The 14,642-nt window shown below is 57.4% G+C and carries 17 protein-coding genes; 14 read left to right on the plus strand and 3 right to left on the minus strand.

Going from position 1 to position 14,642, the window contains the following annotated elements; translation table 11 throughout:
• Nucleotides 1-124 precede the first annotated feature (124 nt).
• The 3 genes from C8N45_RS15440 (at nucleotide 125) to C8N45_RS15450 (ending at nucleotide 3,583) form a co-directional block, all read left to right on the plus strand.
• Nucleotides 125-865 (plus strand): RNA methyltransferase, encoded by a 741-nt coding sequence (locus C8N45_RS15440; protein WP_108387278.1) that lies wholly within the window; start codon nucleotides 125-127, stop codon nucleotides 863-865.
• Nucleotides 866-973: 108 nt separating this feature from the next.
• Nucleotides 974-2,110: a heme A synthase gene (gene ctaA / locus C8N45_RS15445; RefSeq protein WP_108387164.1), complete on the plus strand. Its 1,137-nt coding sequence runs from the start codon at nucleotides 974-976 to the stop codon at nucleotides 2,108-2,110.
• 51 nt (nucleotides 2,111-2,161) lie between these two features.
• A complete protein-coding gene (locus C8N45_RS15450; protein WP_245882704.1) occupies nucleotides 2,162-3,583 on the plus strand; it encodes a carboxypeptidase M32 in 1,422 nt (473 codons plus the stop codon).
• A 49-nt stretch (nucleotides 3,584-3,632) separates the two neighbouring features.
• On the opposite strand, the gene C8N45_RS15455 is transcribed toward C8N45_RS15450, so the two are convergent.
• Entirely contained in the window at nucleotides 3,633-4,415 is a 783-nt protein-coding gene (locus tag C8N45_RS15455) for an enoyl-CoA hydratase (RefSeq protein WP_108387165.1), read from the minus strand.
• A gap of 52 nt (nucleotides 4,416-4,467) precedes the next feature.
• On the opposite strand from C8N45_RS15455, the gene C8N45_RS15460 reads away from it, so the two are divergent.
• Nucleotides 4,468-4,887, plus strand: a complete 420-nt coding sequence (locus C8N45_RS15460; RefSeq protein ID WP_108387166.1) for a PaaI family thioesterase — start codon at nucleotides 4,468-4,470, stop codon at nucleotides 4,885-4,887.
• Nucleotides 4,888-4,946: 59 nt separating this feature from the next.
• On the opposite strand, the gene C8N45_RS15465 is transcribed toward C8N45_RS15460, so the two are convergent.
• Nucleotides 4,947-5,174, minus strand: a complete 228-nt coding sequence (locus C8N45_RS15465) for a DUF1127 domain-containing protein (protein WP_108387167.1) — start codon at nucleotides 5,172-5,174, stop codon at nucleotides 4,947-4,949.
• An 86-nt stretch (nucleotides 5,175-5,260) separates the two neighbouring features.
• Between C8N45_RS15465 and C8N45_RS15470 the strand changes: the two genes are divergently transcribed.
• The 3 genes from C8N45_RS15470 to rpsI all read left to right on the plus strand — a co-directional run bounded on the left by C8N45_RS15470 (nucleotide 5,261) and on the right by rpsI (nucleotide 7,767).
• Nucleotides 5,261-6,661: an aminotransferase-like domain-containing protein gene (locus tag C8N45_RS15470; protein ID WP_108387168.1), complete on the plus strand. Its 1,401-nt coding sequence runs from the start codon at nucleotides 5,261-5,263 to the stop codon at nucleotides 6,659-6,661.
• Between the two features lie 147 nt (nucleotides 6,662-6,808).
• Nucleotides 6,809-7,270, plus strand: a complete 462-nt coding sequence (gene rplM / locus C8N45_RS15475; protein WP_108387169.1) for a 50S ribosomal protein L13 — start codon at nucleotides 6,809-6,811, stop codon at nucleotides 7,268-7,270.
• Complete coding sequence (rpsI, locus tag C8N45_RS15480) at nucleotides 7,270-7,767, plus strand: 30S ribosomal protein S9 (protein WP_108387170.1); 498 nt, start codon at nucleotides 7,270-7,272, stop codon at nucleotides 7,765-7,767. The genes rplM and rpsI overlap by 1 nt, the downstream gene beginning before the upstream one ends.
• A gap of 61 nt (nucleotides 7,768-7,828) precedes the next feature.
• Here the strand turns inward: rpsI and C8N45_RS15485 are convergent, their stop codons facing one another.
• Nucleotides 7,829-8,788 (minus strand): LysR family transcriptional regulator, encoded by a 960-nt coding sequence (locus tag C8N45_RS15485; RefSeq protein WP_108387171.1) that lies wholly within the window; start codon nucleotides 8,786-8,788, stop codon nucleotides 7,829-7,831.
• 142 nt (nucleotides 8,789-8,930) lie between these two features.
• On the opposite strand from C8N45_RS15485, the gene C8N45_RS15490 reads away from it, so the two are divergent.
• The 7 genes from C8N45_RS15490 (at nucleotide 8,931) to C8N45_RS15520 (ending at nucleotide 14,642) form a co-directional block, all read left to right on the plus strand.
• Complete coding sequence (locus C8N45_RS15490; protein ID WP_108387172.1) at nucleotides 8,931-9,704, plus strand: transporter substrate-binding domain-containing protein; 774 nt, start codon at nucleotides 8,931-8,933, stop codon at nucleotides 9,702-9,704.
• A gap of 148 nt (nucleotides 9,705-9,852) precedes the next feature.
• Entirely contained in the window at nucleotides 9,853-10,500 is a 648-nt protein-coding gene (locus C8N45_RS15495) for an amino acid ABC transporter permease (protein WP_108387173.1), read from the plus strand.
• A gap of 18 nt (nucleotides 10,501-10,518) precedes the next feature.
• On the plus strand, nucleotides 10,519-11,175 hold the full coding sequence (locus C8N45_RS15500; protein WP_108387174.1) for an amino acid ABC transporter permease: 657 nt from the start codon (nucleotides 10,519-10,521) through the stop codon (nucleotides 11,173-11,175).
• Between the two features lie 15 nt (nucleotides 11,176-11,190).
• A complete protein-coding gene (locus C8N45_RS15505) occupies nucleotides 11,191-11,961 on the plus strand; it encodes an amino acid ABC transporter ATP-binding protein (RefSeq protein WP_108387175.1) in 771 nt (256 codons plus the stop codon).
• Entirely contained in the window at nucleotides 11,958-13,310 is a 1,353-nt protein-coding gene (locus C8N45_RS15510; protein ID WP_108387176.1) for an aminotransferase family protein, read from the plus strand. Before C8N45_RS15505 ends, C8N45_RS15510 begins: the two co-directional genes overlap by 4 nt.
• Nucleotides 13,310-14,002: a CoA transferase subunit A gene (locus C8N45_RS15515; RefSeq protein ID WP_108387177.1), complete on the plus strand. Its 693-nt coding sequence runs from the start codon at nucleotides 13,310-13,312 to the stop codon at nucleotides 14,000-14,002. Before C8N45_RS15510 ends, C8N45_RS15515 begins: the two co-directional genes overlap by 1 nt.
• Nucleotides 13,989-14,642, plus strand: coding sequence for a 3-oxoacid CoA-transferase subunit B (locus tag C8N45_RS15520; protein WP_375342477.1), 654 nt, complete (start codon nucleotides 13,989-13,991; stop codon nucleotides 14,640-14,642). Before C8N45_RS15515 ends, C8N45_RS15520 begins: the two co-directional genes overlap by 14 nt.

Here is a 14,642-nt window from a genome sequence, read left to right on the forward strand (position 1 = left end):
GGTTCTAGCGTGGTTTTGGCGGTTTGGCCATGGGCAGTGGCCTGTGGAATTTGCGCAGATCATTGCAAACTTGCCAAGTCAGCATGGCCAGCGTATCAGGCCGCGATGCTGCAAAGGACCCCCAATGCCTGATCCCAAACCGCAACCTGCCTTTGTCCTGATCCGTCCGCAGATGGGCGAAAACATCGGTGCTGCGGCGCGGGCGATGTGGAATTTCGGTCTGGACCGGATGCGGATTATTGATCCGCGCGATGGGTGGCCGAACCAGAAGGCCGTCGCCATGGCCAGCGGGGCCGGGCGGCTGTTGGACGAGGCCCAATTGTTCGACACAACGCCTGCGGCGATTGCCGACTGTGATTTTGTTTATGCGACAACCGCGCGGCCGCGCGGGTTGACCAAACCCGTTTTCACACCTCAAGCTGCCATGCAAGACGCGCGCGCGCGCATCGCGGCAGGCGCGCGGGTGGCGGTCATGTTCGGACCGGAGCGCGCAGGCATGGAAAATGACGACATTGCCCGGGCCAACGCGATTATCTCGGTGCCGGTGAACCCGGACTTTCCATCACTGAATCTGGCGCAATGCGTACTGCTGACCGGCTATGAATGGCGCCGCGAGGCGGCTCCGGTTGAACCTGTGCGTGTGGATGCTGTCGCTGACTGGGCAGAACAGATCGAAATAGAAAAGCTTGCCAGTCATTTTGAAGAACGGCTGGAGACTGCTGGTTTCTTTTTTCCGCAGGCCAAAGCCGCGAACATGAAGATGAATTTGCGCAACCTGTGGTCACGCATGCCGCTGACCCGCGCAGATGTGCAGATTTTACATGGAGTCATGCGCCAGATGGTGCGTTGGAAAGAACGCGGGTAGATGGATCAGGATCCATCTTACGGTCTGGCGTCTGTGGCACTCTGACGCTTGCAGCCGCCTGTTGCCAAGCATAGGTTCCGCGCATCAATAAACAGGACCGGAGGGGGCATGGCCACCAAACGCAGTATTTTTGAAGAGGTCGGCGATACGCCCAAGCAGGTTGCCGCTCCGGGCGGGATTGGCAAGGTGGCCCAGGGTGCACGCGGGGCGATCCGCGTCTGGCTGATGGCACTTTTCGCATTGGTCGTCGTTATGATAGTCGTTGGCGGTCTGACCCGCCTGACCGACAGCGGCCTGTCGATCACGGAATGGAAACCTGTCACCGGTGCGTTGCCCCCCTTGTCTGCGGATGTCTGGCAGTCGGAGTTCGACAAATACCGCGCCATTCCGGAATATCAGTTGCAGAACAAGGGCATGACACTGACTGAGTTCAAGGTTATCTACTATTGGGAGTGGGGTCACAGGCAGCTTGGCCGTGTGATCGGACTGGTTTGGGCGGCAGGTTTTCTGTTCTTTCTTGCAACCCGCAAGATTCCTGCGGGCTGGACCGGGCGGCTTTTGTTTATCGGCGCTTTGGGCGGTTTGCAGGGCTTTATCGGCTGGTGGATGGTGTCCTCTGGCCTTGAGGAGGGGATGCTGGATGTCGCGTCATATCGGCTGGCCACCCATCTTGGCCTTGCCTTTGTGATATTCGGCTTCATCAGCTGGTATGTCTACCGGCTGGGACGCACGCAGGCGGATTTGTTGCAGGCCCGGCGCAGCGGCGATGCGGGCCTTGCGCGGATGACATCGTTTCTGGTTGGCTTTGCCTTCTTTCAGATTTTGCTGGGCGCACTGGTCGCAGGCATTGACGCGGGCCGCGCCTATCCTGACTGGCCCTTGATGGCAGGTGGGTTTTTGCCGCCGCAGCCTTTTGATCTTCAACCGCTCTGGCGGAACTTCTTTGAGGATGCGGGGCTTGTTCAGTTCATGCACCGGATGGCGGGGTATCTGCTGTTTCTGTTCGGCTTGGTCGTGTGGCTGCGTGCCCGCAAGTCGGCCAACGACCTGACCCGGTTTGCATTCAATGCGGTCATGGCGCTGATGCTGGTCCAGATGGTGTTGGGGATTGTCACTGTGATCTACGCAGCCCCGTGGCAGATTGCCATCGTGCATCAGCTGGGGGCCGTTGTGCTGTGGGCGCTGATCTTGCGCGCCCGCTTTCTGGCGCAATATCCATTGCCGCAATCTATCAAGGGGGCCTGACCCGTGTCTGCATATGAAGAACTTATGGCGTTTCAGCGCTAGACCGAGGCACTGGGGCAGATCGCAGGTCGTCTGGGTTGGGATCAGGAAACCGTGATGCCCGCGGGCGCAACCCCACAGCGGGCCGAAGAGCATGGCGCGATGGCGAATATCCTGCATGCACGTCGGATTGATCCGCGCGTGGGTGAATGGTTGGCGCAGGCCGAGGCAATTGATGAGGTTGCCAAAGCCAACCTGCGCCACATCCGCCGCAATTTCGAGCGCACCGCCAAGGTGCCCGCAAAGTTGGCTACAGCTTTGGCCAAGACCACATCACTGGCGCACGGTGTCTGGGCGCGGGCTCGCGCCGATGAAGATGTGGCGGCATTTCTTCCGATCCTGCAAGAGGTCGTGGACCTGCGCAAGGAGGAGGCGGCGGCGGTTGCAGGCAACGCCGACCCCTATGACGCGCTGCTTGATGATTACGAGGCAGGTGCCACAGGGGCGCAATTGGCGGCGATGTTTGATGCGTTGCGCCCGCGACTGGTTGCCCTGCGCGCGGCCATTCTGGAGCAGCCCGCCCCGGCCCAGCTAAACCAGATTTTCGATGAAGCAGGGCAGCTGGCGCTCTCACACAAGCTCGCCCTGGCCTTTGGATATGACGTGCAAAACGGGCGTATTGATCAGGCGGTGCATCCGTTTTCATCGGGGTCGGGGCTGGATGTGCGGATTACCACCCGCACCAGTGCCCACGATCCGTTTGGCTGCTTTTATTCGACCGTGCATGAGGTGGGCCATGCCGCCTATGAACAAGGGATTGACGCACAACATCTGCTGACCCCGTTGGGCCGCGGTGTATCAATGGGCGTCCATGAAAGCCAAAGCCGGATTTATGAAAACCAACTAGGCCGCAGCCGTGCTTTTACCGGCTGGCTTTACGGGCAGATGCGCGACATGTTCGGTGACTTCGGGATCGCCGATGAAGACGCCTTTTTTGCCACGGTCAACCGTGTCAGCGACGGGTTTATCCGCACCGAGGCAGATGAAGTGCAGTATAATTTGCACGTGCTGCTGCGTTTTGATCTTGAGCGGGCACTGATCGCGGGTGATCTGGCGGTTGGTGATCTGGAGGCGGCCTGGAATGACCGGTTTGCGGCCGATTTCGGATTTGCCGTTGATAGACCTTCAAACGGTGTCTTGCAGGATGTGCATTGGTCTGAAGGGCTGTTTGGTTATTTCCCGACCTACAGTCTGGGTAATGTCTATGCCGGTTGCCTGCATGAAGCACTGCGCAAGGCGGTGCCTGATCTGGATAGCGGACTGGCCAAGGGTGACACGTCACAGGCGACCGGATGGCTACGCGACAACCTGCAAAAATATGGTGGGTTGCGCACGCCTGTGGAGACGATCACGCATGCCGCTGGCGGGCCGCCGTCAGAAGGGCCGCTGTTGGCCTACCTAGAGGATAAATTCGGCGCAATTTACGGGTTATGACTGTCGGAGCCTCCGGCGGGGATATTTTTGGCCATAAGAAGCCATGGCCCTAAGACCAGTCCGGATCGCGTTTTTCAAGGAATGCGGTGATGCCTTCGTTTGTTTGCTGATCAAGCATATTTTCGACCATCACTGCCCCTGTGTAGGCATAGGCGTCTGCTGTTGGCATTTGGAGCTGTTCGTAGAAGGCCGACTTGCCGATCTTGATGGCGGTTGGCAGTTTTGCGGCGATCATTTGTGCCAGCGACCGAGTTTCGGCGTCCAGTGTTTGCATTGGGACGGCGCGGTTGATCAGCCCGAGTTTACGGGCCTCGGCTGCATGCAGGAACCGCCCCGTTGTCAGCATCTCGAACGCGGCCTTGCGCGGGATATTGCGCGTCAGGGCGACCATTGGTGTGGAACAGAACAGGCCGATGTTGACGCCGTTGACCCCAAATCGCGTGTCGTCCGCCGCAATCGCCATGTCGCAGGTTGCGACAAGCTGGCAGCCTGCGGCTGTGGCAATGCCGTGTACCTGTGCGATGACGGGCTGCGGCATTGATTGCACCCGCTGCATCATGGCGGCACAGCGATCAAATAGGTCCTTGAAATAACCGGCACCCCCATCAGGTGCCTGCCTGCCGGCTTGCATTTCCTTCAGATCATGGCCCGCACAGAAGGCCTTGCCCGTGCCGCGCAGGATCACGGCCCTGATGGAGTCATCCTCGGCGATTGTATCAAATGCGCCATGCAAAGCAGCAAGCATCGCGTCTGACAATGCGTTCAGGCGGTCCGGTGCATTCATTGTCAGGGTTGCAATATGCCCTGCGTCTTGTCTGTCTAGGATTGTCATTCTTGGCCCCCCATGGTGATTTGTCCCGAACTCTAGGGGAGGACGCAGGAATTTGGAACTGAAGATGGACATTGCAGCGCTTGAAAGCTTCGTTGCAGAGCAATTCCCCCAAGTGGCTGGTGATTTTACCGTTGACGCCCTCGACGAGAGCCAGGTGACCGTCCGGCTAAATGTTCAAGACAGGCACTTGCGCCCCGGCGGCACAGTATCGGGCCCAAGCATGTTTGCGTTGGCTGATCTTGGTATGTATTTTGCTGTTCTGTCCCGGCTGGGGCCTGTGGCGTTGGCGGTGACAGCCAATTGCTCGATTGATTTCATGCGCAAGCCCGCCGCCGGTGTTGATATGCTGTGCGTGACCCGGCTGCTGAAATTGGGTCGTGTTTTGGCGGTCGGCGATGCGTTGCTGTATAGCGAAGGGCTTGCGCCGCCGGTTGCGCGCGCGTCGCTGACCTATGCGATACCGCCAAAATAAAAACGGGCCGGAATTGATCCAGCCCAGTTGGGGAATGGCAAAGGCTTAGGGTCCTGATCCTAGTCCTGCCAGAAAGATTTGTCGGCTTCCGCTTGCGCGGTCACAGGGTCCAGACCAATGTCGCGCAGCAAATGCGGATCAAGCGTGCGCAGATGCTTGCGGGTCTTTCGCAGGCGATCCCATTTGGTCACGGCCACCGCAAAACGGACCGCAACGACCGCCAGAACTGGCAGTGGTACGTGGTCGTTCAATGTGGCGATGTGCGCAGATCTCAGCGCTTGTGACATGGGTTCATTCCTTCAATTGTATTGACACAATATAGCAAGATGCTATGGCTGACTGATACAATTAGTGAGAGTGTTAGGTCTAGGAAATGATTGTACCCGATACAATATGGCAACCCGACCTGTCAGGTGCAGGGCGCGCAAAATACAAGGCCCTCGCCCAAGCGATCAGGAATGCGATCGCCTCGGGCAGCTTGGCACAAGGCGCAAAACTCCCCCCTGTGCGTGATTTGGCATACCGCGCAGGCATCACACCGGGGACAGTTGCACGTGCATACGGTATACTGACCGATGAAGGCCTGTTGGTCGCAGAAGTAGGACGCGGGACGTTTGTATCAGGCCCGGCCAGAAAGACGCGGAAGGCCGAAACCCCGCTTTTGCACGCGGTTGATGAAGAAACCGCTGACTTTCGCAGCAGCCGGGTCCCTGATGTCGGGCAGGGGGTGATCATTGACGAGACGCTGATCCGTCTCGCCCAGTCGCGCAGGCGACCGCATATCAGCTATCCCACCGCAGAAACGGATTTTGATGCGCGACAAGCTGTGGTGGATTGGATCGGGCAGGGGCGGTTGGGCCCGATTGGTGCCGATGATGTGGTCTTGGCAAATGGCGCTCAGAACGGCTGTATCCTCGCTCTGCAGGATATATTGCACGGTCCGCAGCCTGTCATCCTCGCCGAAGAGTTAGCCTATCCGGGCACCCGCCACGCAGCAAGGTTGTTGCGGGCCAAGGTTGTCGGGGTGGCGATGGATGAAGAGGGGATCATTCCCGAAGCCTTGGTCGAGGCCTATCGCAAACATGGCGGGCAGGTCTTGATCACGGCAGCCGAAGTGCACAGCCCGACCACAGTCAAGACGGGCTATGCCCGCAAAAAGGCGATTGCTGCCGTTGCAGAACGTTTTGGATTCAGCATCATCGAGGATGATTGTCACACAACAGGATCGACCGATGTGCCATGTTACCGCGCGATTCTACCGCGCCAGTCCTATTATGTTTCGGCCCTGACCAAGTCAGTCAGCGGGGCTTTGCGCTTTGGTTACGCTGTTGCCCCGCTGGATGGCGGCAAGTCACTGCGTCAGGTGGCGCAAAGCTCTCATTATGGTGTCGCACAGCCGATTGTCGACCTGTGCGAGAACCTTTTGACATCCGGCAACGCGGCGCAAATCCGGTCTGACGTTATAGCCCGCACAGCCGGGCGGGTGCGGTCTGCTGTCAACAAGCTTGGCCGCTGGAATATCCGCTGGCGCGAGGATGCACCATTCGTCTGGCTGCAACTGCCAACTGGCTGGCGGGCTTCCAGTTTTGCAATGGCATGTGCCGGCAAAGGTGTCACGATCCGGCCTGCGGATGAATTTGCTCTCTCTACCGCGATGGCCCCGAACGCTGTGCGGCTTGCCGTCAATACCTGTGTTTCAGATATGCGCTACCTGCAGGCGCTGGACGTTATGAATGATCTGCTTGGGAATCCGGATGCCTTGGTCGATGGTTGAGTGGGGTAAATTAATACCTAAATTTTAACGCATTGATATTGCATCATTTATTAAAGTTTATGCTGCTTGACTGGGTCGCAACCCTGTCTATAACACCCCAATCCGAATGACAGTGGCCGCACGCCACCCCAAACGAATTGGTGAGATATGAAAACCTTTACCGCAACTCCTGCGGATATCGACAAGAAATGGATCCTGATCGACGCTGAAGGCGTTGTTCTTGGTCGTCTTGCGTCGATCATCGCGATGCGCTTGCGCGGCAAGCACAAGCCATCTTTCACGCCGCACATGGATATGGGCGACAATGTGATTGTAATCAATGCCGAGAAAATCCAGATGACCGGTAACAAGCGTGACGAGCGTTATTACTGGCACACGGGTCATCCCGGCGGGATCAAGTCCAAGACCAAAGCTGACATCCTTGAAGGTGCGCATCCCGAGCGCGTGATCATGAAAGCTGTGCAGCGGATGCTGCCCGGTGGCAAACTGTCCCGCCAGCAGATGACACACCTGCGCGTCTTCGCAGGCACCGAGCACGGTATGGAAGCCCAAAAGCCCGAAGTTCTGGATGTGAAATCCATGAACAAAAAGAACACGAGGACCGCATAATGGCCGACCAAGTAAACTCGCTCGAAGAGCTGGGCCAAGTCGCAGAAGGCATCGAGACTGTTGATGCGCCCGTCGTCGAAGCTGCCCCACGTGAACCCGTTCGTGATGAACTGGGCCGTTCCTATGCGACCGGCAAGCGCAAAGATGCGGTTGCCCGCGTCTGGATCAAGCCGGGTTCCGGCAAGGTCACGGTGAACGGGAAGGATATGAACACATATTTTGCACGTCCCGTTTTGCAGATGATTCTTGCGCAGCCGTTTTCTGTTGCCGGTGTGACCGGTCAGTTCGACGTGATGGCAACGGTCAAGGGTGGCGGTCTGTCTGGTCAGGCCGGTGCAGTCAAGCACGGTGTTTCCAAGGCGCTGCAACTGTATGATCCAACATTGCGCGCTGCACTGAAAGCCGCTGGCTTCCTGACACGCGACAGCCGTGTTGTTGAACGCAAGAAGTACGGTAAGGCGAAAGCCCGCAAGAGCTTCCAGTTCTCTAAGCGTTAATCGCTGGCACATGATTTTCGGAATAGGGCGGTCCAATCGGACTGCCCTTTTTGCTTTTGTCTCAGGCCCCGTATGTCCGCTCTGCGATGTCGATTTTTGAGAGTTTCGCAGCACATGCCGACAGGAATGTTGCTTCCGCATCGGAAAAGCGGCGTTCGGGATTGGTGATCACGTAAATGTTCACCATCGGTAAATCGGTATAAGGGGGCAACTGGCGCAAACGACCAGCGTCAACGTCGCGTTTGGCGACATGCAGCGGCAATGCCCCAATGCCGATGTTCGCCATGATCATACGCCTGATTTCATTCAGACTTGACGACACCCCCCGCCAGCTATTCGCGAGCCTTAGGCGAATCCGCAGTCGTGAAATCGCTTCGAGTGGACCGCCTTCAGCCTCGGTTTGAAAGGCGACAAAGGCTTCGCCTTCCAACGCGGCAGGATCGATATGCGGGGCATTGAACAGCGGGTGCCGCGCCCCGCAATAGAGCCCGAAATATTCGCGGTAAAGCACAAGTGTATCCAGGTTTTTCGGCGTTTCGGACAGCAGGCAAATGCCAAAACTGGCCCGGTTCTGCGACACGATCGTTTCAACCTCGTTGCTTTCCGAGACTGTGAAAGAAAAGGTCACTTGGGGGTAGAACCTGTTGAATTCACTCAGGATATTGTCGAAATGTTCGGATACCACATGGCTGGTTGTGGCAATCGACAAATGTCCGCGCAGCTCTGCATGGGCGACATTGAGCAACGCAGGAAGCTGCGAGACTGATCCGAAAATCTTGGCGCATTCCGTGTATAGCACTTGCCCCGCCCGCGTGACGGAAAACTCGTTTGGTTTGCGGATAATCAGCGTCTGCCCTGTGTGTTGCTCCAGACGTTTGAGTGCTGCCGAAATCGTGGGCTGCTTCAGCCCAAGGAAATCGGCTGCCTTGGAAATTCCATGCTGTTCGACCACGACCATGAAGGTGCGCAGCAGATTCCAGTCGAGGTTCCAGGGGAATCTTTGTATGTGCGGCTGCTTCATAGATTTCATCTATATCAATAATACTGATTATCTATTTGCGCGATACTCGCTGCCATGCAAGTTTTATTTACAGAGCGGACAGATCCGCCAGCGTTGTGCCTGCAATGGCCAAAAAGCGTGACACACCTAGGGAGAATGACATATGACGGTTCGCCGAACAATTTTGAAATCCGCAATCGCCGCTGCGGGTCTGGCTACATTCGGGATGAATGTTGCCGCAGAAGAGCTTGATACATTAAAGGAAAAAGGGGTGATCCGCATCGCCATGTCCGGTGCATATCCTCCTTTCAACTTTGTGAACGATGAAAATCAGGTGGTTGGTTTTGACCCGGCCATCGGCGCCGAGATCGCCGAACGCATGGGGCTTGAAGTTGAAATCGTCACAACCGCTTGGGACGGTATTATCGGCGGGCTGCTGGCCAACAAGTACGATGCCATTGTCGGCTCTATGACCATCACGGATGAGCGTGATGAGGTCGTCGATTTTGTCGGGCCCTACTATTCTGACAAACGTGCGATTTTTACCAAGCCGGGGTCAGGTATCACGAGCCTTGACGGGCTCGAAGGCGCTAAGGTCGGCCTGACCTTGGGCGAAACCCACGAGGATTGGGCGCGGGAGCGCGGCTATTCCATCAATACCTATAAAGGTCTGCCCGAATTGCTGCTTGAATTGGAAAACGGCCGTGTTGACGCCATTGTCAACGACTCGATCGCCGCCATTCTCGCAATGACCGAAAAAGGGCAGGAGTTCGAGATGTTCGGCGATCCGACCACTGAGCCCTTTGGTGCTGGCATTGCGATTCGTGAAGGCAATCCTGAACTGGCCGCAGAAATGCAAAAAGCGCTGGATTCAATGATGGACGACGGCACCTATCTGGCCATCGCTGAAGAGTGGATCGGCGCCGATATTCGCTAACCGTGCCTTGCCCTGCTGCCATGACGGCGGCGGGGCTACCCGATCTGAATCGGTTTTTCCCAACAATTTTTTCCCAACAATGCCGTGTGATTCCGTCGGGACAGTCCACCGTCAGCGATGCGTGTCAACCAACACAATGGAGTGAAAAGTGGACTTCGAACTGATGCTCAAAGTCTATCCGTTCTTTCTGGAGGCGGCTTGGGTCACGATCCTTTTGTCGGTGCTGACGGCGATTCTCGGGCTGATCTGCGGCACGCTGGGGGCGGCGGCACGCCTTTCGCGGTTTGGCTTTGTGCGGTTTCTCGGCGCGGCCTACGTCAGCCTGTTTCGCGGCACGCCCGCGTTGATCCAGCTTTTCATTCTTTACTTTGGTGGCCCGCAGATCGGCATTCAGCTTGACGCATTCGAAGCCGGTGTGATCGGGCTTGGCATCAATGCAGGTGCCTACATGACCGAAACGATCCGTGGGGCGATCATTTCCATCAGCAAAGGGCAACGCGAGGCCGCGCGCACATTGGGGCTGAGCCAATGGCAGGCAACCTACAAGGTCATCCTGCCGCAGGCCGCACGGTTGATGGTGCGCCCGTTGGGGGTGAACCTGAACATGCTGATCAAGGCAACCGCGCTGGTTGCCGCGATTTCAGTGGTTGAACTGACCTACACAGCCCAGCGCTATATCGGGTCTACCTACAAGCCGTTTGAAATGTTTTTGCTGGCGGGCCTGCTTTACATGATCATCATCTATGCGACTGGTAAAGGCGTTGCCTGGCTGGACCGCAAAGTGCAGATCAGCTGATCGGGAAGGAACGAACTGATGGGCCTCGATTTCACTGTCATCCCTAAATACCTTGATGTGATCCTTCTGGGTTGCGCCTGGACGATCGGGATTACGATCGCTGCAGCACTTCTCAGCTTTTTTGGTGGGGTGATCTTTGCGGTGATTGCGCTTTATGCGCCATGGATCATCCGGCAGCCGTTTCGTCTGATCGCGTGGATATTCATGGGCACGCCGCTGTTGCTACAGCTATTCCTGATCTACTTTGGGTTGGTACAAATCGGCATTGACCTGCCCGCCTTTGTTGCGGGGATTGTCGGGCTGGGGCTGCATTTTGCAGTCTATAATTCTGAGCTGATCCAGACGGCCATTCTTGCGGTCGACAAGGGCCAGATGGAGGCCGCGCGTACCTTGGGTCTGAGCCGGACAGAGGCGCTGCGCAAGGTTGTGATCCCCCAGGCGGTGCGTGACGTGATCCCCCCGATCAGCAACAATATGATCGCGCTTTTGAAAGACAGTGCGCTGGTGTCCGTGATCGGGGTAAGCGAACTGACGCTGTCGGCCCAGCGCGTCATTGGCAGGACCTATCGGCCGTTCGAATTCTACCTGCTGGCAGCCGCCTGTTACTACGTCATCAACCTTGGGATGGAATGGGTGCAGCGCCGCATTGAACGCCGCATCTCCATCTCTCGCTGAGCAAAAGAGGCCAGTATGACCGATCATCCAAATTTTGTCGAAATCCGGCACGCGCAAAAATCCTTTGGGACTGTTGAGGTGCTCAAGGATATCAGCCTGACCGTGGAGCGCGGGCAGATTGTTGGGATCATCGGCTCGTCAGGGTCGGGCAAATCGACCTTGCTGCGGGCGATCAATGATCTGGACCCGCTGACAGGCGGCGAGGTCTGGCTTGACGGGGTGCAGGTGAACCAGAAGCTGCCCCATCGGCAATATGAAAAACACATCAACCAGATGCGTCAGCAGGTTGGCATGGTATTCCAGCATTTCAACCTGTTCCCCCATATGACCGCCCGCGAAAATGTGACCATGGCGCCGATGATGCTGCACGGACTGTCCAAGGAGGAGGCTGACAAGCTGGCAGAGGAACAGCTTGATCACGTCGGTTTGCTGGAGCGGATCGACTATTATCCATCGCAACTGTCTGGCGGTCAGAAACAGCGCGTTGCAATTGCGCGCGCACTTGCGATGAAGCCAAAACTGATGCTGTTCGACGAGGCCACATCGGCGCTTGATCCGGAACTGGTCGAAGAGGTCAATCAGGTCATGCGCAAGCTGGCCCAAGAGCAGATGACAATGATCATTGTGACCCACGAAATGGATTTCGCGGCATCGGTCTGCGACCGCGTCCTGTTCATGGACCAGGGTGTTGTGGTCGAAGAAGGCCCGCCTGAAATCCTGTTCAAAAACCCGACCAAAGACCGCACCCGCGCATTTCTGCGCAAACATCTGGAAGGTGCCAAGTGAGCAACGAGGCCTCTTATCTGTTCTATCAGTCCCGCAATCCGCGCCCCTTTCTTGATCGGGGTGAAGGGATTTATCTGTTCGATGAAAACGGCAAGCGCTACATCGACGGGTCATCCGGTGCGATGGTGTCCAATATCGGGCATTCCAACCCGCGCGTTCTGGCCAAGATCAAGGCGCAGATGGACCGGGCAACATTCGGCTATCGGCTGCATTTTCGCACCCATCCGTCCGAGGATCTGGCTGCCAAGACGGTGTCCCTGATGCCGGCAGGTCTGGACCGTGTGTTTTTCGTCTCTGGTGGGTCAGAGGCGGTTGAAAGTGCGGTCAAACTGGCCCGGCAATATGCACTGACCCAAGGCCAGCCGCAGCGCTACAAGGTGATTTCACGCTTTCCGTCATATCATGGTTGCACGTTCGGTGCATTGGACCTGACAGGGTATGACCCCTTGCGCGAACCCTTTGCGCCGATGCTGGCTGGCATGCCCAAAGTGCCCGCACCCGCTACATATCTTGACCGCGATAACCTGACCGAAGAAGCGCGCGGGCTGAAATATGCCGAATTGCTGCGCGATCAGATTGTGCAGGAAGGCCCCGAAAACGTCCTGGCTTTTGTGATGGAACCTGTCGGCGGCGCGTCCACCGGTGCGCTTGTCGCGCCTGATAGCTACTACGGCCGCGTGCGCGAGATTTGCGACGAATTCGGTGTGCTGCTGATCTATGACGAAGTCATGACAGGGGCAGGCCGCACCGGCAAATTTCTCGCCGCAGAACATTGGGGCATCACGCCAGATATTGTGGCCATGTCAAAAGGGTTTGGCGCGGGTTATGCCCCGCTTGGGGCGATTGTCGCGGGCAAGCGGTTGGTCGAACCTGTGCTGGACGCGGGCGGCTTTCAGCACGGGTTCACCTATGCAGGCAATCCGCTGGCCTGTGCCGCAGGCCTCGCGGTGCTTGAAGAAATGGAAGAGCAGGGACTGGTTGAAAACGCGGCCCGCATGGGCAAAGTCCTGATGGCAGAGCTTGAAAGCCTGATGGAACGCTACCCGTTTATCGGTGATGTGCGTGGCAAGGGCTTGCTGACGGCGTTTGAATTTGTCTCTGACCGCAACACGATGGCACCGCTCCCTGTCGGGCTCGACGCCCACACGCGGCTGGTCGAACTTGCCTACGCCCGCGGTCTGATCATCTATTCGCGGCGCACACGTGGCGGCACATCCGGTGATCACTTCCTTGTGGCGCCACCGCTGATCATCACCGAACCGCAGATCAGGGACATGATGGCCATTCTACGCGACGCGATCGAGGCTTTTGCGCAAGAGGCAGGCTTGCCTGTTCTGGAAGTGGCCTGATGAAACTGCCCGACAAAAGCAGCAGCATTGAAGCGGCGATTGCGCAAATCAAGGATGGTGCGACCGTGATGGTCGGTGGCTTTGGTGTGCCCGGCACGCCATTTACGCTGATACAGGCGTTGGTGCGCCACGGTGCGCGCGACCTGACTGTGATCAAGAATGACGCCAATGAACCCGACATGGGCATCGACCATCTGCTGCAAAGTGGGCAGGTCTCGCGGTTGATCACTACGCATCTGGGCCTTAACGCCAATGCAATCAGGCTGATGAATGCGGGCGAGATCACAGTTGAATTCAACGCGCAGGGCATTCTGGCCGAGCGTATCCGCGCAGGCGGTGCGGGGCTGGGCGGAATCCTGAGCGATATTGGCATCGGAACCGAACTGGCCGAGGGCAAACAGGTGGTCGCGTTTGACGGGAAGAACCTGCTTGTAGAGCCCGCACTGCGGGCCGATGTGGCGTTGGTCCATGCGGCCCGCGCCGATACATTCGGCAATCTGGCCTATGTTGCCACTGCGCAGAACTTCAACCCGCTGATGGCGATGGCGGCTGATTGCGTCATTGCCGAGGCCGAGCAGTTGTTGCACCTTGGCGCGCTGGCCGCAAATGACATTCACACCCCCGGTGTCTTTGTCGACCATGTCGCCGCATTGGGTGCGCTTTCAAAGGAATATGCCGTTGTCCGACGCTAGAGACCGAATGGTCGCGCGTGCGGCCCGCGAACTCAAACCTGGCATGGTGGTCAATCTTGGGATCGGACTGCCGACACGTGTCGTCAATCATCTGCCTGCTGACTTTCCCGTCTGTCTGCATACGGAAAACGGGCTGACGGGGATTGGGCCGACATTATCCGCCGAACAGGCTGACCGGAACCTGATCGATGCAGGCGGAGCTTACGTTTCTACCGTGCCCGGCTCTGCCTTTTTCGACAGCGCCACAAGTTTTGCACTGGTCCGCTCGGGTCGGCTGGACCTGACCATGCTGGGCGCGTTCGAGGTAGGGGCCAACGGCGATCTGGCCAACTGGAAAATTCCCGGCAAATTCTCTCCCGGTGTTGGTGGGGGCATTGAGCTGGCACAAAAGGCGCGGCGGGTTGTTGTGCTCACGACCCATACAGACCGTGCGGGCAACCCCAAGCTGAAAGACAGATGCAGCCTACCGCTGACGGCTAAAGGGTGCGTGGCGCGCATATTCACCGATATGGCGGTTATTGATGTGGGGCAGGGCGGGTTCACACTGGTGGAAACCGCCCATGAGGTCAGCCCGTCAGAGGTCGCCGATGCCACCGGCGCACCGCTGAACATTCCTGAAACAACTCTCCCCAGATTCTGA

The sequence above is a fragment of the Yoonia sediminilitoris genome (assembly GCF_003058085.1).
Taxonomy (GTDB): Bacteria; Pseudomonadota; Alphaproteobacteria; order Rhodobacterales; family Rhodobacteraceae; genus Yoonia; species Yoonia sediminilitoris.